This is a genomic window from Actinomyces sp. oral taxon 171 str. F0337, assembly GCF_005696555.1.
Classification (GTDB): domain Bacteria; phylum Actinomycetota; class Actinomycetes; order Actinomycetales; family Actinomycetaceae; genus Actinomyces; species Actinomyces oris_E.
On sequence record NZ_CP040005.1, the window covers coordinates 1,668,337 to 1,690,651 of the forward strand.

A 22,315-nucleotide genomic window follows, 5' to 3' on the forward strand; every position below is an offset into this window, starting at 1 on the left:
CTGGTGCACCTCGGTTCGGCCGCGAGTCTACGTCGCGGTCGCGCAGGCTCAGTCCTCCCGTGAGCCACGCCGCGCGCGCAGTGCGTCACGCAGGCGCTTGGCAGTGTGCATCCCGGAGTAGATGGCTCGGGAGACCGGGACGTCCCAGGCTCCATCCACCTCGGTGACGTGCTGGGCGTAGCGCTTCTTGTACTGGCCCACCGTGTAGAGCGAGGGGACGCGGGTGGAGCCGGCGCCCATGAGGTCCAGACCGCGGTAGCCCTCCTGGGCCAGGGTGCAGGCGGCCCACCAGTCCAGGGCCTCGGCCCCGCGGAAGGTGCGCGACTCGTTGGAGGAGGCGCCGTAGTACGCCACGGCGTCCTTGCCCGAGGTGAGGATGAGGTCCCAGGCGTGGGGGACGCCGTCCTTGCGCAGGACGAACAGGCGGGCGTTCTTCTCCCCCAGGGCCGTCAGCATGGTCCAGTAGACCTCGGCGTCATGGGGCTTGAAGCCATCGCGCTCGGCGGTCTCACGCAGGACCTCGTAGACCTTGTCGAACTCCTCACGACTCAGGCCGGTCTCGTCACTGATGGTGCAACCGGCCTCCCGGGCCACGCGCTCGGCGCGCTTGACCGCGCGGCGGCCGTCCTTGGGCATGACCGCAGCCATCTTCTCCGGCGTCTTGGGCACCAGGTCGATGACGTAGGTGCGATCGTAGGTGATGGTGGAGAGCAGCTCTCGCAGATCGGTGTCGCCGTAGCGGGCGTGCATACGGATGAAGCGCACGGAACGGTCGCGCTCCTTGACCACCGAGCGCAGCAGCCGGCGCAGGTGGGCCTCACGCTCGGGCGACTGCTCCTTGAGCCAGACCGGACCGTGCTTGGCCCACAGGAAGGTCTGACCTCCCATCTCGTAACGGTACAGGGCGATGGCGGCAACGGGCTTGCCCCCGTCCTCATAGAGGTAGCGGCCCCACAGCGGACGCCCCATGGCCTCCTCGAAACGTTCCCATGCCTCGGTCTGCTCGACCGGGAAGGGGCTGTTGCCCACAGCCAGGCGCATCTCGCGTCCGTCAACCCGACGCAGGGTCTCGGAGCGGTCCGGAGTGGAGTGCACCGGCTCGGGGTGCGTGGGCCGGGAGACCTTGGGCTTGTCAGCCTTGTCAGCCTTGTCAGCCTTGTCAGCCTTGTCAGCCTTGTCAGCCTTGTCAGCCCTGACACCCTTGTCGGTCGTGTCGACCTTGTGCTCGGGCTGCTCGGGCTTGCCGTCCTTCTGCCCCTTCTCGTTCGGTTGAGTCGTCTGAGCCTTCTCGGGGGTTGGTGCGGCAGTCTCGGCCGTGGCGTCAGTCGTGGCGTCGGGAGTGGTGCTGTCGGGCATGTTCTCGTTCTCGGGCATTCAGCGGGACCTGTCGACTCGTTGCGGATAGTTGCGGGCGAACTTGCGGTAGTGGTTGAGGCGCTGGAGCTCGATCGTCACGCGCCGGCGAAGCGATCGCTCGGCCGGGTCGCGCAGCGGATCGATGCCCCGCCCCAGGCTCTTGGCCTTGCGGCGCAGCGCCTCATCGGACACGTAGCGTACGATGACGCCGTCGGGAACCAGGGAGTAGAGGACCTGCCGGGTGACTTCGACGCGCTCGTCGCGCTGGTCGAGGACCAGGTCCTTGAGCATGACGGCCATGGGGTTGGCGCCTGCGGCGGTCAGGTAGAAGGAGTTGCGACCGATTCGGGGGTTGACCTCGAAGAAGAGCTCTCGTCCATCGCGGGGGTCCACCTTGATGTCGAGGTTGGCGAAGCCGCGGTAGCCGGCGTGACGCAGCAGGCGTCCGGCGGCGTTCCACAGGTCGGGGAAGGCCTCGGTGATCATGGCGACCGGGTTGCCGATCATGGTGGGCGCGTGGTCCTGCAGGAGGACGCGTGCTGAGCCGATGAGGCGCAGCTCGCCGGTGGAGTCCATGTAGACGGTCACCGAGCGCATGGCGGTGTCGTCACCGGGGATGCACTCCTGAACCAGGAAGGTGGAGCGGTAGCCGGCCTCCTTCAGACTCCTCCACATGCCGGCCAGCTCGGCGGCGTCGTCGATGAACCAGATCTTGCGCTTGCCGGGGAAGGAGATGCGGTCATAGTCGGCGCCGATGGCGGCTTTGGCCACGAGCGGGAACTCCAGGCCGAGCTCGGAGGCGCTGGTCGGTGGCTCGCAGTCGGGGTCGGCCAGGTCGACGACGACCTCCCGGGGCGTGAGCACCCCCACCTCGGCGCACAGACGGGAGAAGGAGGCCTTGTCGCTCACGGCGTCGAGCACGTCGATGTCCGGGAAGGGCAGCACATAGGTGGGCTCGAGCTCACTGCGGTGAGCGGAGATCATGGCGGCCGCGGCATCGGTGTTGGCCATGAGCACGGCACTGCGGGGTCCTCTGCCCTCGGCCAGCTCCCGCAACAGCGCAATGGTCAGCTCCGGCGGGGCCCCGGCCTCCTGGTGCACAACGGTGATGTAGACCGACTCGGAGATCGCCACGATCGGATCCGAGGCCACGACCGTCACCGACGTGCCGGTGACCTCGTGAAGCTGCCGCGCCAGGGCGTAGGCTCCAATATCTCCACCGAGGACCACGGGCAGCAGGTGCCTGAAGCGTTCCGTCATGACCATCCGTTTCTTGCCGCAGGGACCAACTCCTCCCCCAGATGGTAGAGCACGGCGGGACGCCCCGTTCCCGACCACCATGGGAACATCACGATCCGGACACACGGCCGACCGCGACCATGGCCACTCCACACGTGGAATCCAGCAGGATTCCAGGCAACTGTCCTGAACTCGGGGAGAATGCCGCGACTTCTCGGTGACACATACCACCCGCGCGAGCCACCGCCCGATGGAACGACAAGAGCCCGGAGCACTGTGCTCCGGGCTCGGATCGACCGTCAGATCTGGTGGGCGATACTGGGATCGAACCAGTGACCTCTTCCGTGTCAGGGAAGCGCGCTCCCGCTGCGCCAATCGCCCGAGCGGATGACGGGACTCGAACCCGCGACCCTCACCTTGGCAAGGTGATGCTCTACCAACTGAGCCACATCCGCATGACACCCTTGTGGGGTGCGGGAAGAAAGGTAGCAGAGGTGTCTCTCGGAGGCAAAACCTTCCGGCCCTGTTCCTTCATGAGGTGTCTCACGCTGCAGGCATCTCCTCACACGACCACAGGAGGATGCGGGAGGGCTCCGGCGGATGACGGAACGACGTGGCATGTCTTTCGCCCACACGCCTGCCTTCACACCTCAGTCGTGGCAGGGTTGTCCCTATGACCACGCCGACAACATCCACACCTCAGGCCGAACAGGAACCTCAGGAAGACCCCCAGCGCCAGATCTGGCCGGGCCACCCCTACCCACTCGGGGCGACCTACGACGGCTCAGGAACCAACTTCGCCCTCTACTCCTCGGCCGCCACCGGCGTTGACCTGTGCCTGTTCGACGACGAGGGCAACGAGGAGCGGGTGGCGCTCAAGGAGGTCGACGGCGACGTCTGGCACGCCTACCTTCCGGGGACCTCCCCAGGCCAGAAGTACGGCTACCGGGTGGACGGCCCCTACGACCCGTCCTCCGGTCACCGCTGCGACCCCTCCAAGCTGCTGCTGGACCCCTACGCCAAGGCAATCTCCGGCGAGGTGACCCCGTCCCAGACGCTGTACTCCTACTCCTTCGACAACCCGGAGGTGCGCAACGAGGAGGACTCGGCCGACTACACCATGCGCTCGGTGGTCATCAACCCCTACTTCGACTGGGGACACGACCACCCCCCGGAGCACGAGTATCACGAGACAATCATCTACGAAGCCCACGTCAAGGGCATGACCAAGCTGCACCCGATGGTTCCCGAGGACCTGCGGGGCACCTACGCCGGTCTGGCACAGCCCGCCGTCATCGACCATCTCAAGAACCTGGGTGCGACGGCCATCGAGCTCATGCCGGTCCATCAGTTCGTCAACGACACCCACCTGCAGGAGAAGGGCCTGTCGAACTACTGGGGCTACAACACGATCGGTTTCTTCGCCCCGCACAACACCTACGCCGCCTACGGCACCGAGGGTGAGCAGGTCCAGGAGTTCAAGTCCATGGTCAAGGCCTTCCACGAGGCCGACATCGAGGTCATCCTGGACGTGGTCTACAACCACACGGCCGAGGGCAACCACCTGGGCCCCACGCTGTCCTTCCGAGGCATCGACAACAGCTCCTACTACCGCCTCGTCGATGGCTCGGCCAGCCACTACTTCGACACCACCGGTACCGGCAACTCGCTGCTCATGCGCTCGCCGGCGGTCCTCCAGCTCATCATGGACTCGCTGCGCTACTGGGTCACCGAGATGCACGTCGACGGGTTCCGCTTCGACCTGGCCTCCACCCTGGCACGCCAGTTCCACGAGGTGGACAAGCTCAGCGCCTTCTTCGACATCATCCACCAGGACCCGGTGCTCTCCCAGGTCAAGCTCATCGCCGAGCCCTGGGACGTGGGCGACGGCGGCTACAACGTGGGCGGGTTCCCGACCCTGTGGAGCGAGTGGAACGGGAAGTACCGCGACACCGTGCGCGACTTCTGGCGCGGCGAGCCCTCAACCCTGGGCGAGTTCGCCTCCCGCATCACCGGCTCCTCCGACCTCTACCAGCACGCCGGTCGCACACCGGTAGCCAGCATCAACTTCGTCACCGCCCACGACGGCTTCACGATGCACGACCTGGTCTCCTACAACGAGAAGCACAACGAGGCCAACCTCGAGGGCAACGCCGACGGGGACAACAACAACCGCTCCTGGAACTGCGGCGCCGAGGGACCCACCGACGATCCGACGATCACCGAGCTGCGTCAGCGCCAGACCCGCAACTTCCTGGCCACCGTCCTGTTCAGTCAGGGCGTGCCCATGATCTGCCACGGCGACGAGATGGGACGCACCCAGGGGGGCAACAACAACGCCTACTGCCAGGACAACGAGATCACCTGGATCAACTGGGATCTCAGTGAGCAGGACAACGACCTGCTGGAGTTCACCCGCACCATGATGTGGCTGCGTCGCGACCACCCGGTGCTACGGCGTCGACGCTTCTTCACCGGCGACGCCCGCCACGGCGGAGAGAGCGAGCTCGGCGAGATCGAGTGGCTCACTCCGGCCGGTGAGTCCATGACCGACCAGGACTGGACCACCTGGTACGCCCGGGCCATGATGGTCTTCCTCAACGGGGAGGCGATCGCCGAGCCCGATGAGCGGGGCCAGCGGATCGTGGACAACTCCTTCCTCGTACTCATCAACGCCTCCGACGAGGACATCACCTTCACCCTGCCCGGCGAGGGGTACGCCCCCACCTGGAAGGTCGCGCTGGACACGGCTCCCGCAGTGGACGGGGACTCCGACCCGGTTCTCGCTGCTGACGACACCGTCGTGGTCGAGGCCCGCTCCATGCTCTTCCTCACCGACGCCCCCGAGTCCGACGCCACCACGGAGCGCCACCCGAGGTAGGGGCTCTCCGCGGCCCTCCGGCGCGCCACCGAACGCACATCACCCATCAAGCAGCACCACCCGACGCAGACCAGACGAGCTTCAGGAAGTGACATGACCGACGCAGTGGACGCAGCAGTGGATAAGGCCGGTTCGGCGGACTGCGCGGAGACGCCGGCCTACGCGCCCTGGTCGGGGCACGTGCCCGCGCCGGAGCACCGCACTCCGGTGACCACCTACCGTCTCCAGCTGGGTGAGGACCTCACCTTCGCCGACGCCAAGGCCCTGGTCCCCTACCTGGCCGATCTGGGAGTCACCGACCTCTACCTCTCCCCGATCCTCACCGCCGCGCCGGGATCCACCCACGGCTATGACGTCGTCGATCACCGCAGGGTCTCGGCCGTCATGGGCGGACGGGAGCAGCTGGAGTCCCTGGCCGCCGAGGCCGACGCCCACGGGATGGGCGTCGTGGTGGACATCGTTCCCAACCACATGGCCGTGCCCACCCCCGGCTGGCACAACCTGCCCCTGTGGTCGGTGCTGCGCGAGGGACCGGACTCCCCGTACGCCGCTTGGTTCGACCTCTCTCTGGACGAGCCCATCCTCATGCCGGTCCTGGGCAAGCGCATCGGTGCTGTCCTGGCCGACGAGGAGCTCACCCTGGAGCAGATGGTGGTTCCGGGGCAGGAGGAGCTGGGCGAGCAGTGGGTGCTGCGCTACTACGATCATGCCTTCCCCGTCGCCCAGGGCACCGAGTCGCTGCCGATGCACGTCCTCGTTGAGCGCCAGCACTACCGCCTGGCCTACTGGAAAGTCGGTGACGAGGAGATCAACTACCGGCGGTTCTTCGACGTCGGCACCCTGGCCGCGATCCGGGTCGAGGAGCCCGACGTCTTCGCCGGAAGCCACGGCCTCATCCTCGAGCTCATGGGCGCCGGAGTCATCAGCGCCCTGCGGGTCGACCACCCCGACGGCCTGGCCGACCCCGGTGGCTACCTCACCCAGCTGGCCGAGGCCACCAGCGGGGCGTGGATCGCCGCGGAGAAGATCCTGGCGCCCGACGAGTCCCTGCCCACCTCCTGGCCGGTGGCCGGAACCACCGGCTACGACGCCGCCTGGCGGATCGACCAGCTTCAGGTGGACCCTGCCGGCGCCGCCCGGCTGGGGGCACTCATGCAGGAGATCACGGGGGACGCACCCGTGGACTATGACCGCATCGTCGAGGAGGCCAAGCGCGAGGTCATCGCCGGCTCACTGGCCGCGGAAGTCGACCGTCTGGCCCGCATCCTGGACTCCCTGACCTCACAGGACGTGCGTCTGCGCGATCACACTCTGCGCGACCTGCGGGCCTGCGTCGTCGAGCTGCTCGTGGCCGCGGACCAGTACCGGGTCTATGTCGTTCCGGGTACGCCTCCCGGCCCGGAGACGGCCGCGATCCTCCAGGCCGACGCTGAGCGGGCCCGTCAGCGCCTCGAACCGGACCAGGGAGAGACCCTCGACCTCGTGGTGGCCATCCTCCTGGGCGAGGCGGTCGGCTCCGAGGGCCTGTCGGAGTCCCCTGAGCGCGCCGAGGCCGTCATCCGTTTCCAGCAGGTGTGCGGGGCCGTCACCGCCAAGGGCGTGGAGGACACGGCCTTCTACCGCTGGACCCATCTGACCAGTCTCACCGAGGTCGGCGGCAACCCGGCCGGCTTCGCGCTGAGTACCGACGAGGCCCACGCCTGGGCCGACCGGGTCCAGAACACCTGGCCCGACACGATGATCACCTCCACCACCCACGACACCAAGCGCGGCGAGGACGTGCGCGCCCGCCTGGACGTGCTGGCCTCCTACGCCGAGGAGTGGAGCGACCTCATCCACCGTCTGCGCGCCATGACGGCGCAGTTCCGTCCCCTGGACCTTGACGGACGCAGCGAGAACCTGCTGTGGCAGACCCTGTGGGGAACCTGGGCACCCGACAGCGACGACCCCATGACCCCCGAGCGGCTGAGCGCCTACCTCATCAAGGCCTCCCGGGAGCAGAAGACCTGGACCACCTGGACCGCCCCGGACCTGGCTCGCGAGCAGGCCCTGACCGACTACGCCACCCAGCTGCTCACCAGCGAGGAGGTCTCCGGCGAGCTCGAGGCCTTCGCGGCCCTGACGGCCAGGTCCGTACGCACCGCCATCCTGGCCGGCAAGGCGATGGCCCTGACCTGGATGGGCGTGAGCGACATCTATCAGGGCAGCGAGACCACCCGCACATCACTGGTCGACCCCGACAACCGCCGCGCGGTCAACTACACCGGACCCATGGGCCTCATCAACGCCCTGGAGCGCCTCGACTCCGGAGCCGCACCGCGCAGTCTCGATGAGGACAAGCTCTTTCTCACCTCACGCCTGACGCGCCTGCGCGCCGCCCGCCCCCACACCTTCGTCGGCCCCCGCTCGGGTTACCGAACGATCCCGGTGACCACCTCCTTCGCCTTCGCCTACACCCGCCTGCTCGACGAGCTCCCCGATGTCGTCGTCATCGTCAGACGCCTGTCCAGGCGGCTCGAGCAGCTGGGGGGATGGCGCGAGGAGAGCATCGTGCTGCCGGAGGGGACCTGGGAACACGTCCTGCGCCACGGCACCGTGGAGGGAGGCAACCGGCCCCTGGCGGAGGTGGTCGGGGACGACCCCGTCGTCGTCCTGGCCAAGGTAGCCTCCCCGGATCGCGAGACCGACTCCGCCTACTGCTCCGAGGAGACCGCCCGATGAGCCCGACGGAACCCCGGGCCTGGACCTCCCCGGCCCTCCCCGTAGGCCCCCGCGTGCCCGTGTGGGCCCCTGCGGCGAAGAGGGTCGAGCTGCACCTGCCCGGCGATGACCGGCTGGTCGACATGGTCCCGGCCCCGGACGGCTGGTGGACCGCCCCCTTCGACCTGGAGCCGGGCACCGACTACGCATTCCGTGTCGACGGCTCCCCCGACCGCCCAGACCCCCGAAGCGCACTGCAGCCCGACAGCGTCCACGGCCCCTCGCGAACCGTGGACCCGACCGCCTGGCAGTGGACCGACCAGGACTGGACGGGCAAGGACCTGCTCGGCTCGGTCATCTACGAGCTCCACGTGGGCACCTTCACCCCCGAGGGCACCCTGGACGGCGCCATCTCCCGCCTGGGCCACCTGGCCGAGCTGGGCGTCGACATCGTCGAGCTCATGCCTCTGGCCGCCTTCCCCGGCAGAGCCGGATGGGGCTACGACGGAGTCGGCCTGTGGGCCGTCCATGAGGCCTACGGAGGCCCCGACGCCCTCATGCGCTTCGTCGACGCCGCCCACCACGCCGGTATCGGCGTGTGCCTCGACGTCGTGTACAACCACCTGGGCCCATCGGGCAACTACCTCAGTGTCTTCGGCCCCTACTTCACTCCCGCCCACCACACGCCGTGGGGCGAGGCTGTCAACTATGACCACGACGGCAGCCAACAGGTACGCGCCTTCGTCATCGACTCGGCCCTGCGCTGGCTGCGCGACTTCCACATCGACGCCCTGCGTCTGGACGCCATCCACGAGATCAAGGACGACGCCGAGGCCGCCGACCCGCCTCAGACGCACGTCCTGGCCGAGCTCTCGGACGCCGTGACCGCCTTGTCCGCCGAGCTGGGCCGCCCCCTGAGCCTGGTGGCCGAGGCCGACCTCAACGACGTCGGGGTCATCACCCCCACCGACCAGGAGCCTCCGGCCACAGCTCCCAGCCTGGGCATGACCGCTCAATGGGCCGACGACGTCCACCACGCCCTGCACGCACGGCTCACTGGGGAGGATCAGGGCTACTACGGAGACTTCGCCGAGCCCGGCGCGTGGGCCAAGGCCTACGGCGGAGCCTTCCTCCACAACGGCACCTGGTCCACCTTCCGCGGCAGGGTCTGGGGCGCCCCCGTGCCCGAGGGCACCGACCCCAGGCGCTTCGTCGTCTTCGGCTCCAACCACGACCAGATCGGCAACCGAGCCGTCGGAGACCGTCCCTCAGCCGGCCTCGATGATGCCGCCCTGGCCGCCACTGCCGCCCTGGTGCTCCTGTCCCCCTACACTCCCATGCTCTTCATGGGCGAGGAGTGGGGGACCCGCACCCCCTTCCAGTTCTTCACCGACCACGAGGAGGAGGACCTGGCCCGCAGCGTCAGTAAGGGGCGCGTCCGGGAGTTCGCCGGCTTCGGTTGGGACGCCGACGATATTCCCGATCCCCAGGCCGCCGGAACCGTCGAAGCCTCACGCCTGGACTGGTCGGAGCTGGAGGAGGCCGATCACGCCCGCATGCTGGCCTGGTACCGGGCACTGACCGCCCTGCGCCGCGATCTGGCATGGTCCCAGCGCACCGCCTGGCCGCGAATCGATGAGATCGACGACGTTCTCACGGTGATCTATGAGGACATTGTCGTCGCCACCAACCTCTCCGGGCGGCAGCAGCCCGTTCCCGCTGTGACAGAGGTGCTTCTGTCCTGGGACCCGGTCCACTCCGACCTGACCTGTCTGCCTCCTGGTCAGACGCTCGTCGCCCGACGCTGACGAGCCACACCAGGAGCCAGTACCAGCCGGTCGCATGCCAGCGCACCGCAGACGAATGATGCACATCCGTTCAGAAAGGCAGGCTCCTCGTTGACACAATGCAACCATCTGTGCGGCGTGGCTTCATGTGCCCGCTGTGGTAGCGCACTAGCGTGGCATCCGTGACTGTCAACGGTAGGCCGCGCCAGAACGAGGTAGGTGCCATCCCCGAACGATTCGAGGAAGCGCTCCTGTCCCTTCGTGACGCTCCCCGCTCCCGAGGGCTCCTCATGGAGGAGGTGCCCGCCCCCAAGAAGCTGGCCCCCTACTCCGCCGCACTGAGCGCCGAGACCGTTGAGACAGTTGGAGCCACTCCCGTGGCCACCGGACGCTTCGTCGTCCTCCACGACCCCGACGGTCAGGAGGCGTGGGACGGAGACTTCCGTATCGTCGTCCAGGCGCGCGCCCGCATCGACGATGAGATCGGCATGGACCCCGTCTTCGAGTCCGCCGCCTGGAGCTGGCTCACCGACGGCCTTGAGGACTCCCGCGCCGGCTACCACTCGCTGGTAGGAACCGTCACCAAGGTCCTGTCCGAGACCTTCGGTGGACTCACCCTCACCGACTCCTGCGCCCACGCCGAGATCCGAGCGTCCTGGTCCCCCACGAGCCCCCAGCTCGGCCCCCACCTCACTGCCTGGCACGAGCTGCTGCTGGTCGCCTCCGGCCACGAACCGGCCGCTGTCCACCCCCTGACTCTCGCCGGAGTCGGAAGGTGACGCCCCGTCGCACCGGCGCCCCCCGCCCAGCTGCATCCTCGGCCGTGCCCCGCCCAGCTGCATCCTCGGCCGTGCCCCGCCCAGCCGTCCCCCCCGGGACAACGGACCGTCCCATCAGCCCGGACAACATCATCGACTACCCCCGCCCCCAGGACGGGCTCCCCGAGATCACCGCCACCCCCACCCAGCTGAGCCGAGCCGCTCAGCTTTTGGCGGATGGCCAGGGCCCCGTCGCCGTTGACGCCGAACGGGCCTCCGGCTTCCGCTACGGACAGGACGCCTACCTCATCCAGCTCCGACGAGACGGCATCGGCACCCTTCTCGTCGACCCGGTGACCAGCGGCCCTCTGACCGAGCTGGCCACGGCCCTCGACGGACCCGAGTGGATCCTCCACGCCGCCGACCAGGACATCCCCTGCCTGACTGCACTCGGGCTGAGAGCCGACTCCCTGTTCGACACCGAGCTGGCAGCCCGCCTCCTGGGGCGACAGCACGTCGGACTGGGCGCCGTCATCGAGGAGACCCTGGGCCTGCGCCTGGCCAAGGACCACGCGGCAGCGGACTGGTCCACCAGGCCTCTGCCCGCCTCCTGGCTCACCTATGCCGCCCTCGACGTCGAGCTGCTCATCGACCTGCGCAACGCCCTGGCCACCGAGCTCAAAGCAGCCGGCAAGGACCAGTGGGCCGCCCAGGAGTTCGAGCACGTGCGCACCAAACCGGCCAAACCGGCCAAGGTCGACCCGTGGCGCAAGACCCCGCGAGCGGGAAGCTCTGTGCGCTCCCCCCGCTCACTGGCGATCCTGCGCGAGCTGTGGAACTCAAGGGAGCAGCTGGCCGCAGAGCTCGACCGCACTCCCTCCAAGGTCCTTCCCCACCAGGCTCTCGTCGCCGCCGCCGTTGCCCGACCCCGTTCACGACGCAAAATGAGTGCCCTCAAGGAGTTCTCCTCCCGGCAGGCGCGCCAGAACCAGGAACGCTGGTGGAGAGCCATCGAACGCGCCCTGGAGCTGCCCGACGACGAGCTTCCCCCCACACGCGCGCCGCTAGGGCCCGACGAGCTCCCCCACCCGCGCACATGGCAGCGCCACCACGCCGCGGCCGCCGACCGGCTCACCCACGTACGCGGGGCGATCAGGCAGCGCGCCGAGGAGATCCGCGTACCCCAGGAGCTTCTCCTGACCCCGGGGTGCCAACGTCATCTGGCCTGGGACCTCGGCGAGGAGATCGAGGCCGGACGTACCCGCAGCGTCAGCGCTCAGGAGATCGGTGAGCGTCTGGCCGCCCTGGGAGCCAGGCCGTGGCAGATCGAGCAGGCCGCCCCTGCCCTTGTGACAGCCCTGAGCTGAACAGCCACGAAGCGCAGGCAACAGTGCGCCGCCCACTGTGACGTGGACGGCGCACGAGAGAAGAAGTCACCACGAGCTCGGCTCGAGAAACCCGCATCCTCCGGAAGCCTCAGTGAACCTCGAAACCGTAGGAACGAAAGATCGCACGAGTGGACTCCACCAGCTCCGGCTCCGGGGGTCGGGTGTCGCGAAGCTGATACGTCAGCCCCAGGGCGTCCCACTTGTCGGTGCCCATCTGGTGGAAGGGCAGCACCTCGACACGGCTGACCGAGCCCCAGCGCTCGATGATTCGGGCAACATGATGGACGTTCTCAGGATCGTCAGTAAGGTCCGGAACCAGCACGAATCGCGCCCAGATCTCGATTCCCTTGGCCGCCAGCCGGTCACCGAAGGTGATGGTCGGAGCCAGGGAGCGCCCCGTCACCTTCTTATAGGTCTCCTCGTCACCGCTCTTGATGTCGAGCAGGACCAGGTCGATGTCATCGAGCATCTCGTCACTGGCATTGGCGCCCAGGAAACCTGAGGTGTCGATGCAGGTGTGGATACCCATTTTCTTGGCGCCGGCCAGGAGCTTGCCCGCGAAGGCCGGCTGCATGAGGACCTCACCGCCCGACAGCGTGATCCCGCCCTTGGACGCGCGGAACACGCCCCGGTAACGGCGCATGCGGCGGAGAAGCTCAGAGGTCTCCACAGGCTCCCCGTCCTTCATGAGGAAGGTGTCGGGATTGTGGCAGTACAGGCACCGCAGGGGGCATCCGTTGAGGAAGACCGTCATCCGGGTGCCGGGACCGTCCACCGCGGTCACGAGCTCCCAGGAGTGGATCGAGCCCAGTTCGCCGTCCCGCATCCTAGCCAGGCGCTCCGAGCGTTGAAGATCCGTCAGCTCCTCGAGCCCTCCGATACCCGCCCCGCGCAAACGTGCGGCCGGGGCCAGGAAGTCCTGGTCCCGACCGCCGTCGCGCACGGTCGTCGTGGTCTGCGTCATGACCGCTCGCCGTGCTCCGGGGCTCAGGCCTGGGAGTGGAAGGTGCGGTGGAGGACGTCAAGCTGCTGCTCCCGGGTCAGCTTGACGAAGTTGACGGCGTAGCCGGAGACGCGAACCGTGAGGTTCGGGTAGTTCTCCGGGTGCTCCATCGCGTCCTCGAGGATGTTGCGGTCCAGGACGTTGATGTTGGCGTGGTACAGGCCCTTGACGCCGCCGTTGTCCTGACGCTGTGCCTTCATGGAGGCGAGGCGCTCTTCGTACGTGGCCATTTTGGCCCCTTTCTGAGGTGGTGTTATCGATGAGTGAGAAATTGCTGCGGTGTGATCAGCCGGGTGAGCGGCTCGATCAGATCTCGGCGCAGTCGTCAGGGACGAAGCCTGCGTCGAGAATGCCCACGAGGTTGGCGACGCGCTCGTCGAGCGTGCGGCCCAGTCCCTGCGGGGTGATCGTGTTGGTCAGCGAGATGCCGTCGAGGGCGTCGTTGTAGTCGAGCTTGCCGACACTGAGCATCGAGGCGACCATGCCGTGAGTGTCCATCCCGTTCTCCGGGTTGGCCCCGGGTGAGAAGGGGGTGCCCTTCTGGTGCCCCGAGGGGAAGGAGCCGGTCGCCTTGCCGTAGACCACGTTGGAGGTGATCGTCAGCACCGACTGCGTCGGGATGGCGTCCCGGTAGAAGGGCTGGGCCTTGATCTTGGACATGATCGTGTGGACCACCGTGGCCGCGATGTCGTCAGCGCGGTCGTCGTCGTTGCCGTAGATCGGGAAGTCACCCTCGGTGACGTAGTCGACCACCAGGCCGGTCTCGTCGCGAACCGGCGTGACCTTGGCGTACTTGATGGCAGCCAACGAGTCGGCCACGATCGAAAGTCCGGCGATGCCGCAGCCCATGGTGCGCACGATGTCGGAGTCGTGCAGCGCCATCTCGATGGACTCGTAGGCGTAGCGGTCGTGGCAGTAGTGGATGATGTTGAGGGCCTCGACGTAGGTGGCCACCACCCAGTCGAGCATCTTCTCGTACTTGTCCCAGACATCGTCGAAGTCGAGCGGACCGTCACCCTCGACACCGGGCAGACCGGTGACGACCTGCTTACCGGTCATCTCGTCGCGGCCACCGTTGATGGCGTAGAGCAGGGCCTTGGCGGAGTTGACGCGAGCACCGAAGAACTGCATCTGCTTCCCCACGCGCATCGGGGACACGCAGCAGGCGATCGCGGCGTCGTCACCCCAGTGCTCGCGGATCTGCTCGTCGGCCTCGTACTGGATGGACGAGGTCGTGATCGAGATGAGGGCACAGAAGTCCTTGTAGCCCTGCGGCAGGTTCTCGTCCCAGAAGATCGTGATGTTAGGCTCCGGGGCCGGACCGAGGTTGCGCAGGGTCTGCAGCAGACGGAAGGAGGTCTTGGTGACCAGGGCACGACCGTCCTCACCGAAGCCCGCGTCGGACCAGGTGGCCCAGTAGGGGTCGCCGGAGAAGATCTGGTCGTAGTCGATGGTGCGCAGGAAGCGGGTGATGCGAAGCTTCATGACGATGTTGTCGATGAGCTCCTGGGCGCGGGTCTCGTCGATGACCCCGTTGCGCAGGTCCCGCTCGAAGTAGATGTCCAGGAAGCCGGAGAGTCGGCCGATGCTCATCGCAGCACCGTCCTGGGACTTCACGGAAGCCAGGTAGGCGAAGTAGGTCCACTGGACCGCCTCGTGGGCGTTCTTGGCCGGGCCGGAGATGTCGTAGCCGTAGGAGGCGGCCATGACCTTGAGCTTCTTGAGCGCCTTGATCTGCTCGGAGTGCTCCTCGCGGTAACGGGCCCAGTGCTCGGAGAAGGGCTTGTCCGCCACGGCGTCCTTGGCCTTCTGCTTCTCCTCGATGAGGAAGTCGACGCCGTAGAGCGCCACACGGCGGTAGTCACCAATGATGCGGCCGCGGCCGTAGGCGTCGGGCAGCCCGGTGATGATGTGGCTCGAGCGCGCCGCACGGATGCGCGGGGTGTAGATGTCGAAGACCGCGTCGTTGTGGGTCTTGCGGTAGCGGGTGAAGATCTTCTTGACCTCGGGGTCGACCTCCTTGCCCGCCTCCTTGATGGCGGTCTCCACCATGCGCCAGCCACCGTTGGGCATCATGGCGCGACGTAGCGGGGAGTCCGTCTGCAGACCAACGATGACGTCATCGTCCTCGCTGATGTAACCGGCAGGGAACGCGTCAATGTCGGCGGGGATATGGGTGTCAACGTCGAGGATGCGGACCTTGCGCTCCTCGGAGAGGTAGTTCTTCTCCAGGGTGTCCCACAGACGCAGGGTCTTGTCCGTGGCGTCGGCGAGGAACGAGGCGTCGCCGTCGTAGGGGGTGTAGTTGCGCTGAATGAAGTCGCGGACGTCAATGTCCTCGGTCCACGGTCCGGTAACGAAACCCTCCCAGGCGTCATTGCCGCTCGCCGTGGTGGCAGATGTTGTGACCTCAGTGGTCATCCGTGCCCTCCTCATGTGGGTGACCGGAGAGCCACCCGGTTGTGATCGCCCTTGTGAGGCGAGGCGGCACATCGGCGCGCCGTCGATCTCAGAGTAGAACTCAGAGGATGACCTGTGAGCCACTGGTCCCAAGAAGAGTCGGTTAGATGACTCACAGGCCGATCAATGCCATCGCAATCCAGGACATAAGTCCCTCCATCGACTCCCAGAAAGATACGCCTCACCGGCCCTCAACACTGTCCGGCCTTCGGCAACGGAGAGGAATGGAGCTGCGCTCCCAGCATGTCGACCTATTGAGACGATTAGGACAGGTGTCCCAGCGGATCTCCGCCTTCCTGCCGAAAACAGGGAGCGAGACACCGCCGCCACACCCCTACTCGGTCCCAAGGTCCTGGTTGGTGCGGGCGCCTGCGACGCCATCGGCCGCGATCCGAGCCGCCTCGGCGATATCGGCGGCCCGCATGCCGAAGTCCTCCATCAGCTGAGCGCGCGTGGCGGTGTCGATGAACTGGCGCGGAATACCGATACGGCGGAAGACCGGCGAGCCCCCTGCACCGGTGTGGGCGGCCCGGTAGCCCTCGACCGCATCACGCAGCTGGGAACCGATGCCACCGTCGACCAGCCCGTCCTCGACCACGACGACGACATCGGCGTTGGCGGCGGCCGCCACGAGAGGAGCCGGGGCCGGGATGACCCAGTGCGGATGCACCACAGTCACGGCGCGGTCCTCCTGCTGAAGGATCCGGCCGGCCTCGTAGGCCTCGGGGGCCATGGCCCCCACGCCCACCAGCAGGATCCGCGCAGTGCCGGTCGGCCGCAGGCTCTCGAGCAGGACATCAACGACGTCGAAGGCGCACGGGGACAGCGCCTCCTTCTGCACCGGCTCCTCGCCACACCCTGACTCATCCGGTCCCCCGCTGAGACGGCGCACCGCCGTCAGCGGCTCGGGCAGAGCACCCTTGGGGTAGCGCACGACGGCGGGCGCATCGTCAATGCTCACGGCCAGCCGCAGGCTCTCGCGCAACGTCGTCTCATCGCGGGGCGCTGCCAGGCGCAGACCCGGAACATGCGCCAGCAGCGCCATGTCCCACATGCCGTTGTGGCTGGCCCCGTCGGTTCCCGTGATTCCGGCCCGATCAAGGACGATCGTCACTCCCGCTCGGTGCAGGGCGACATCCATGAGCACCTGGTCGAAGGCGCGATTGAGGAAGGTCGCGTAGAGGGCCACCACCGGGTGCATGCCGGCGAAGGCGAGCCCGGCGGAGAAGGTCAGCGCGTGCTGCTCGGCGATACCGACGTCGATGACCCGCTTGGGCATCGCATCCGCCAGGGGCTGGAGGCCCACCGGGGCCTGCATGGCGGCGGTGACCCCGACGATCCGTTCGTCACTGCGCGCCAGGGAGACGATCTCCTCGGCGAAGACGGAGGTCCAGCCGAAGCGCTCGGCCACCACCGGCAGCCCGGTCTCGGGATGAATCTGTCCCACGGCGTGGAAGCGGTCGGGGACGTGCTCCTCGGCCGGGGTGTAGCCCCGGCCCTTCTCGGTGATGACGTGGACGATGACCGGTTCCGCGTACTCACGGGCGCGGGTGAGGGCGAACTCGATGGCCGTGATGTCATGGCCATCGACCGGTCCGGTGTACTTGATCCCCAGGTCCTCGAAGAAGGCCGAGGGGACAAGGACGTCCTTGAGCCCTCGTTTGAGGCCGTGGAGGGCGTCGAAGGCGGCCCGGCCGGGGGCGCCCTGCGACAGGAGCGTCCGCTTAACCCCGGACAGGACCCGCTCATAGCCGGGATTGGTGCGCAGGGCGTCGAGGTGGTGGGCCAGTCCCCCGATGGTGGGGGCGTAGGAACGGCCGTTGTCGTTGACGACGATGACCAGGTGGCGATCTGAGGAGTCGGCGATATTGTCCAAGGCCTCCCAGGCCATCCCCCCGGTCATGGCCCCGTCCCCGATGACGGCGACGACGTGGCGCTCGTCGTGGCCCTGCAGGTGGTTGGCCCGGGCAATGCCGTCGGCCCATGACAGAGAGGTGGAGGCGTGGGAGTTCTCCACGACGTCGTGGACGGACTCAGCCCGCGAGGGGTAGCCGGACAGGCCGCCGCGCTCGCGCAGATCAGTGAAGTCCTGACGGCCGGTGAGCAGCTTGTGGACATAGGCCTGGTGACCGGTGTCGAACACGATGGTGTCCCGCGGTGAGCGGAAGGTCCGGTGCAGGGCGATCGTCAGCTCGACGACACCGAGGTTGGGGCCGAGGTGGCCACCGGTGCGCGCCACTGAGGCGACGAGATGCTGGCGGATCTCAGAGGCGAGCGTCACCAGCTGCTCACTGGTGAGCCGGTCGAGGTCGGCGGGCTTGCGCACGCGGGGCAGGAGCGCCCTACCGGTCTGCCCGGCGGGCCGCCCAGGACGCTCAGCAGCTGCTGGCACGGTGCGCCTCCTTGTCGAAGGTGATGACGAGTCAGTTGTTGTCGTTCATGCGATGGTGCGTCGCTCATGAGCGAGCCGGCGGGTCGCCGAAGCGGCACTCGGGACAGGGTAGCCGTTGCCACGGCGGCGGTGTCTCCTGCAGAGGCTGCTTCTCCGGGCTCCGTGACTGTATGGCCACCCGGGACGATGCCCTGAGCGATCCAAGGGTGCTCAGCATAGAGCCGTCCCGGCCGCTGTGCGGTCGCGTGTCACGCGGGTCACGGCTGAGCACGTAATGTATGCCTTGGGCGTCGAACCGTCCGCGCCCACCGGTCCGCGACGTTGTTCCTGATCGCCCGACCGCCCCTCAGGACTGCCCTCCAGGAGGAACCATGAGCACCACAGCCCCTTTCGGTACCTGGCCCTCGCCCATCACTCCAGGCACCATCACGACCCGGACGGTCCTGCTCTCCCAGGTCCGTGTGGACGGCGGAGACACCTACTGGGTGGAGCAGCGCGCCTCGCAGGCGGGCCGCAACGTGCTGCTTCGCCGTGACGGCGACGGCCAGATCGGTGAGGTGCTTCCGCTGACGCCTGCCGACGAGCTGGTTGATGTGCGCACCCGGGTGCACGAGTACGGAGGACGGGCCTACGCCGTTGACGGCGGGATCATCGTGGTCTCGCACGCTGGGGACGGGCGCCTGTACCGCTACGACGTGGCGCACCGCATGCGCGGCCTGGTCCCCTTGACGATCTACGGAGACGTACGTCACGGCGACCTGGAGATCGATACGGGCCGGGGACTGGTCTACGCCGTCCGTGAGGACCACCGGGGCCACGGCGAGGCCGTGAACACCCTGGTCGCGATTCCCCTGGACGGCTCGGCGGCCCGCGACGACTCCCGCGTGCGCACGCTGGTGTCGGGAACGGACTTCGTGGTCTCTCCGACGCTGTCCCCCGACGGCGAGCATCTGGCGTGGATCACCTGGAACCACCCGGGGATGCCGTGGGACAACGCCTGCCTGCATGTGGGAGACCTCGGCCCAGACGGGACACTCGGCGAGCAGACGCTGGTGGACGGAGGTCACGGGCACTCGGTCTCCGAGCCCCGTTGGACCGAGGAGTGCGAGCTGGTTCACGGGTCCAACGCCTCGGGCTTCTGGAACCTCTATCGCACCGAGGGCTTCCCGGTACGCGGCACCAACCGCACCGGCTGGTCGGAGAAGCTGCGCACCCGGCCGCTGCACCCGGCCGAGGTCACCTTCACCACCCCGGCCTGGCAGCTGGGGCCGCACTCCTTCGACGTGCTCGACTCCGAGCACATCATCACCTCCTGGGCCCGCGACGCGGTCTCGCACCTGGGGACCATCAGGCTCGCCAACGGGGAGCTCGAGGAGTGGAACGTGGGGTGGCAGCCGATCGGCAACGTCGCCTCCAACGCGGGCCGCGTCGTCATGCTGGCATCCAACGAGATGTCGATGCCCAGCATCGTGGAGGTCAAGAACGGCAGTGTGCAGGTGCTGCGTGGCTCAGGCGAGTTCGTCCCTGAGGACACCGGGGTCTCCTTCCCCGAGCCGATCTCCTGGCCTACCAGCGACGGCGCAACCGCCCACGGTTTCTACTACCCACCGACGTCGGCCTCTCACGCAGGCACCGACGGCGAGCTGCCACCGTTGATCGTCAACGTCCACGGAGGTCCGACGGCCACGGCCGTACCCGGCTACGACCTGCGCATTCAGTACTGGACCAGCCGGGGCTTCGGCTACCTGGACGTCAACTACCGCGGCTCCATGGGCTACGGGACGGGCTACCGCAAGGCTCTGGAGGGCAAGTGGGGCGTGTACGACGTCGACGACTGCGTCAACGGGGCCCAGCACCTGGTCGACGCCGGGCTCGTGGACCCACGCCGCATCGCGATCCGCGGCGGTTCGGCCGGAGGCTTCACGGTGCTGTCGGCCATCACCCGCTCCGCCGTGTTCACGGCGGCCAGCTCCTGCTTCGGGGTGACCGATCTCAAGAGACTGGTGCGCACCACCCACAAGTTCGAGTCGCACTACATCGGCCAGCTCATAGGCACCCAGGACATCGACGACCCGGTTCTGGACGAGCGCAGCCCCATCAACCACATCGAGGACATCAGCGTCCCGCTGCTGCTCATCCAGGGCTCGGAGGACCCGATCGTGCCGGCCGAACAGGCCACAGCCATGTATGAGGCCCTCAAGGAGGCCGGCGCGCCGGTGGCCCTGGAGGTCTTCCAGGGTGAGGGCCACGGCTTCCGTCTGGCGGCGAACATCCGACGGCGTTACGAGGCCGAGCTGAGCTTCTACCGGCAGGTGTGGAAGATCGGCGGAGCCTGCTCCGAGCCCGACGGCCAGAGCGAGGAGGAGACCTTCACGGTCAAGGTGGAGAACCTGCACTGATGGATCATGCCTGGAAGAGGCTGTCTCAGCCCCTGTCGCGGCGCGCAGGCAGCCTCTTCCGTCATCATCGCTTCGGCCTCTACATCCTGGCGGTGCTGGTGGGGCTCGCCTCGGGCCTGGGCGCAGTGCTGTTCCGGCTGGGGATCGATGCCTGGTCCCAGCTGCTCAACGGAGCCGACGACTACACCGTGTCGATGGGCCCCTCGGTCGGGCTCCTGGCGCCTTTGGGATCCTGGTTCGTCCTGGTCGCTCCGGTGCTCTCCGGACTCCTCACGGGACCGTTGATGTCCCGACTGGGCCGTACGCCCACTGGCCACGGGGTGGCCGGCGTCATCTGGTCGACGCGCCACGGCGACGGCACTATGGCACCGCTGCCGGCTCTGGCCACGACGACGTCGGCCGCGCTGACGATCGGAGGCGGAGGCTCAGTCGGCCCGGAGGGGCCGATCGCCGAGCTGGGCGCGTCGACGGCGAGCGTCATCGGACGGGGGCTGCGACTGCCCAGGCTCTCGATCCGCCACCTGGCAGCCGCCGGAACGGCCGCTGGGATCGCCGCCGCCTTCAATGCTCCGCTGGCGGGGGCCTTCTTCGCCCTGGAGGTCGTCCTCATGGGCTTCAGCGCCGACGCCTTCATCGTCATCGTCCTGGCCTGCGTGTCCTCGACTGTCCTGTCCCATCACCTCCTGGGAACGACGCTGTCGCTGTCGCTTCCCTACCTGGACCTGTCCGGCGACGCCCAGCTGGGCTGGGTCGCGCTGCTGGGCGTCGTGGGCGGGGGCGTCGGCATCGGCTTCATGCGCCTTCGCTTCATCATGCTCGACGCCCTGACCCGTGCCTGGCAGAGGCTGGGCGTTCCGATCTGGGCGCGTCCGGGCACTGGTGGGCTCGCGGTCGGTGCGGTTCTCCTGATTCTTCCCGAGATGTACGGGGAGTCGTCGGCCACCCTCAACCGGGCGCTGGCCGGGCGCTACACCCTGACGCTGCTGCTGGTGCTGTGCGTTGCCAAGATGATAACGACCTCCTTGACCCTGGGGATGGGTTTCGTCGGCGGGGTGTTCGCCCCGTCCCTGTTCATCGGCGGGACGCTCGGTGCGGCCTTCGGTACCCTCGTAGCTCCCAGCTACGCGCCGGCCGCCGGGGTCTTCGGGGTGATCGGAATGGGAGCGGTGTTCGCCGGTGCGGCCCGCGCCCCGATGACGGCGGTCCTGCTCATCATCGAGATGACCGGGCAGCACGCGCTGCTGCTCCCCCTCATGCTGGCCACGGTGCTGGCCACCTTCATCAGCCGCTTCCTCTCACGCGGCACGTTGTTCACCGAGGAGCTGCGTCGTCGCGGAGAGGATGTCGAGGACCCGATGACCACGACGCTCCTGGGACGAACCCACGCCTCCCGGCTCATGGTGGACCCGCCTGCCGTGCTCGAGGACACGGCGCAGCTCAACGAGGCCGCGTCCCTGATGAGCCGACGTGGCGTCTCGGCCCTGCCCGTGGTCACAACCGGAGAGGACGGCGCCCGTGAGCTGCTCGGCTGCGTGACGGCCGCACAGCTCGCCGGAGCGCTCCTGAGCGATGACTCCGACGACGCCTCACCCCGGCCGGCGACGGTGGCGGAGCTGTCGCTGGTCTGCGACCGTCTGCCCTGTGAGGCCGAGGCGACCGATGTGCTCGAGGCCCTGACCAGCACCCGCCTGGAGGGGCTTCCGGTGGTCGCCCGCGCAGCCGGCTCCGGTGCCGAGGGGCTGGTGGGCTGGGTGTCCCAGCGGATCATCGTCGAACGGATCTACGAGGTCCAGGCGCAGGCCCGCGCGGCCTCCGTCACCTATACCTCTTGGGGCTCACGTCTGCAGGACAAGTGGCACTCCCGCCCCGTTCCGCCACGCAGAACCAGCAGGATCAGCTCACGCAGCTCGCGCCGTTCCCGACGTCGATGAGAGTCCGTCGAGACTTGACGC

The 22,315-nt window shown here is 67.9% G+C and carries 13 protein-coding genes and 2 tRNA genes; 7 read left to right on the forward strand and 8 right to left on the reverse strand.

Features of this window, described 5'->3' with window-relative positions:
- Positions 1–48: 48 nt before the first annotated feature.
- The 4 genes from FBF36_RS07340 to FBF36_RS07360 all read right to left on the reverse strand — a co-directional run bounded on the left by FBF36_RS07340 (position 49) and on the right by FBF36_RS07360 (position 3,050).
- Entirely contained in the window at positions 49–1,374 is a 1,326-nt protein-coding gene (locus FBF36_RS07340; RefSeq protein ID WP_138137334.1) for a lipid II:glycine glycyltransferase FemX, read from the reverse strand.
- Positions 1,375–2,616 (reverse strand): carboxylate--amine ligase, encoded by a 1,242-nt coding sequence (locus FBF36_RS07345; protein WP_157184134.1) that lies wholly within the window; start codon positions 2,614–2,616, stop codon positions 1,375–1,377.
- Between the two features lie 285 nt (positions 2,617–2,901).
- A tRNA-Val gene (locus tag FBF36_RS07355) sits at positions 2,902–2,976 on the reverse strand.
- 1 nt (position 2,977) lies between these two features.
- A tRNA-Gly gene (locus FBF36_RS07360) sits at positions 2,978–3,050 on the reverse strand.
- Between the two features lie 218 nt (positions 3,051–3,268).
- Here FBF36_RS07360 and glgX point away from each other — a divergent pair.
- From glgX to FBF36_RS07385, 5 genes are all read left to right on the forward strand, one after another.
- Positions 3,269–5,476, forward strand: a complete 2,208-nt coding sequence (glgX, locus tag FBF36_RS07365; protein WP_009398123.1) for a glycogen debranching protein GlgX — start codon at positions 3,269–3,271, stop codon at positions 5,474–5,476.
- A 93-nt stretch (positions 5,477–5,569) separates the two neighbouring features.
- Positions 5,570–8,197, forward strand: coding sequence for a malto-oligosyltrehalose synthase (gene treY / locus FBF36_RS07370; RefSeq protein ID WP_009398124.1), 2,628 nt, complete (start codon positions 5,570–5,572; stop codon positions 8,195–8,197).
- Complete coding sequence (gene treZ, locus FBF36_RS07375; protein WP_009398128.1) at positions 8,194–9,984, forward strand: malto-oligosyltrehalose trehalohydrolase; 1,791 nt, start codon at positions 8,194–8,196, stop codon at positions 9,982–9,984. The genes treY and treZ overlap by 4 nt, the downstream gene beginning before the upstream one ends.
- Before the next feature lie 152 nt (positions 9,985–10,136).
- Complete coding sequence (locus FBF36_RS07380) at positions 10,137–10,742, forward strand: DUF3000 domain-containing protein (RefSeq protein WP_034493374.1); 606 nt, start codon at positions 10,137–10,139, stop codon at positions 10,740–10,742.
- A gap of 71 nt (positions 10,743–10,813) precedes the next feature.
- Complete coding sequence (locus tag FBF36_RS07385; RefSeq protein WP_009398133.1) at positions 10,814–12,088, forward strand: HRDC domain-containing protein; 1,275 nt, start codon at positions 10,814–10,816, stop codon at positions 12,086–12,088.
- Positions 12,089–12,197: 109 nt separating this feature from the next.
- Here FBF36_RS07385 and pflA read toward each other — a convergent pair whose 3' ends face one another.
- The 4 genes from pflA to dxs all read right to left on the reverse strand — a co-directional run bounded on the left by pflA (position 12,198) and on the right by dxs (position 17,964).
- A complete protein-coding gene (pflA, locus tag FBF36_RS07390) occupies positions 12,198–13,073 on the reverse strand; it encodes a pyruvate formate-lyase-activating protein (protein WP_009398135.1) in 876 nt (291 codons plus the stop codon).
- A 23-nt stretch (positions 13,074–13,096) separates the two neighbouring features.
- Positions 13,097–13,342, reverse strand: a complete 246-nt coding sequence (grcA2, locus tag FBF36_RS07395) for an autonomous glycyl radical cofactor GrcA2 (RefSeq protein WP_009398137.1) — start codon at positions 13,340–13,342, stop codon at positions 13,097–13,099.
- Between the two features lie 76 nt (positions 13,343–13,418).
- The gene (locus FBF36_RS07400) at positions 13,419–15,533 is read right to left on the reverse strand and encodes a pyruvate formate lyase family protein (RefSeq protein WP_009398139.1); all 2,115 of its coding nucleotides are present in this window, start codon (positions 15,531–15,533) and stop codon (positions 13,419–13,421) included.
- 373 nt (positions 15,534–15,906) lie between these two features.
- On the reverse strand, positions 15,907–17,964 hold the full coding sequence (dxs, locus tag FBF36_RS07405) for a 1-deoxy-D-xylulose-5-phosphate synthase (RefSeq protein ID WP_138137337.1): 2,058 nt from the start codon (positions 17,962–17,964) through the stop codon (positions 15,907–15,909).
- A gap of 371 nt (positions 17,965–18,335) precedes the next feature.
- Between dxs and FBF36_RS07410 the strand changes: the two genes are divergently transcribed.
- Both FBF36_RS07410 and FBF36_RS07415 read left to right on the forward strand, forming a co-directional pair.
- Positions 18,336–20,363: an alpha/beta hydrolase family protein gene (locus FBF36_RS07410; RefSeq protein ID WP_075377191.1), complete on the forward strand. Its 2,028-nt coding sequence runs from the start codon at positions 18,336–18,338 to the stop codon at positions 20,361–20,363.
- Positions 20,363–22,294 (forward strand): chloride channel protein, encoded by a 1,932-nt coding sequence (locus FBF36_RS07415; protein ID WP_009398151.1) that lies wholly within the window; start codon positions 20,363–20,365, stop codon positions 22,292–22,294. The genes FBF36_RS07410 and FBF36_RS07415 overlap by 1 nt, the downstream gene beginning before the upstream one ends.
- Positions 22,295–22,315: the final 21 nt, after the last annotated feature.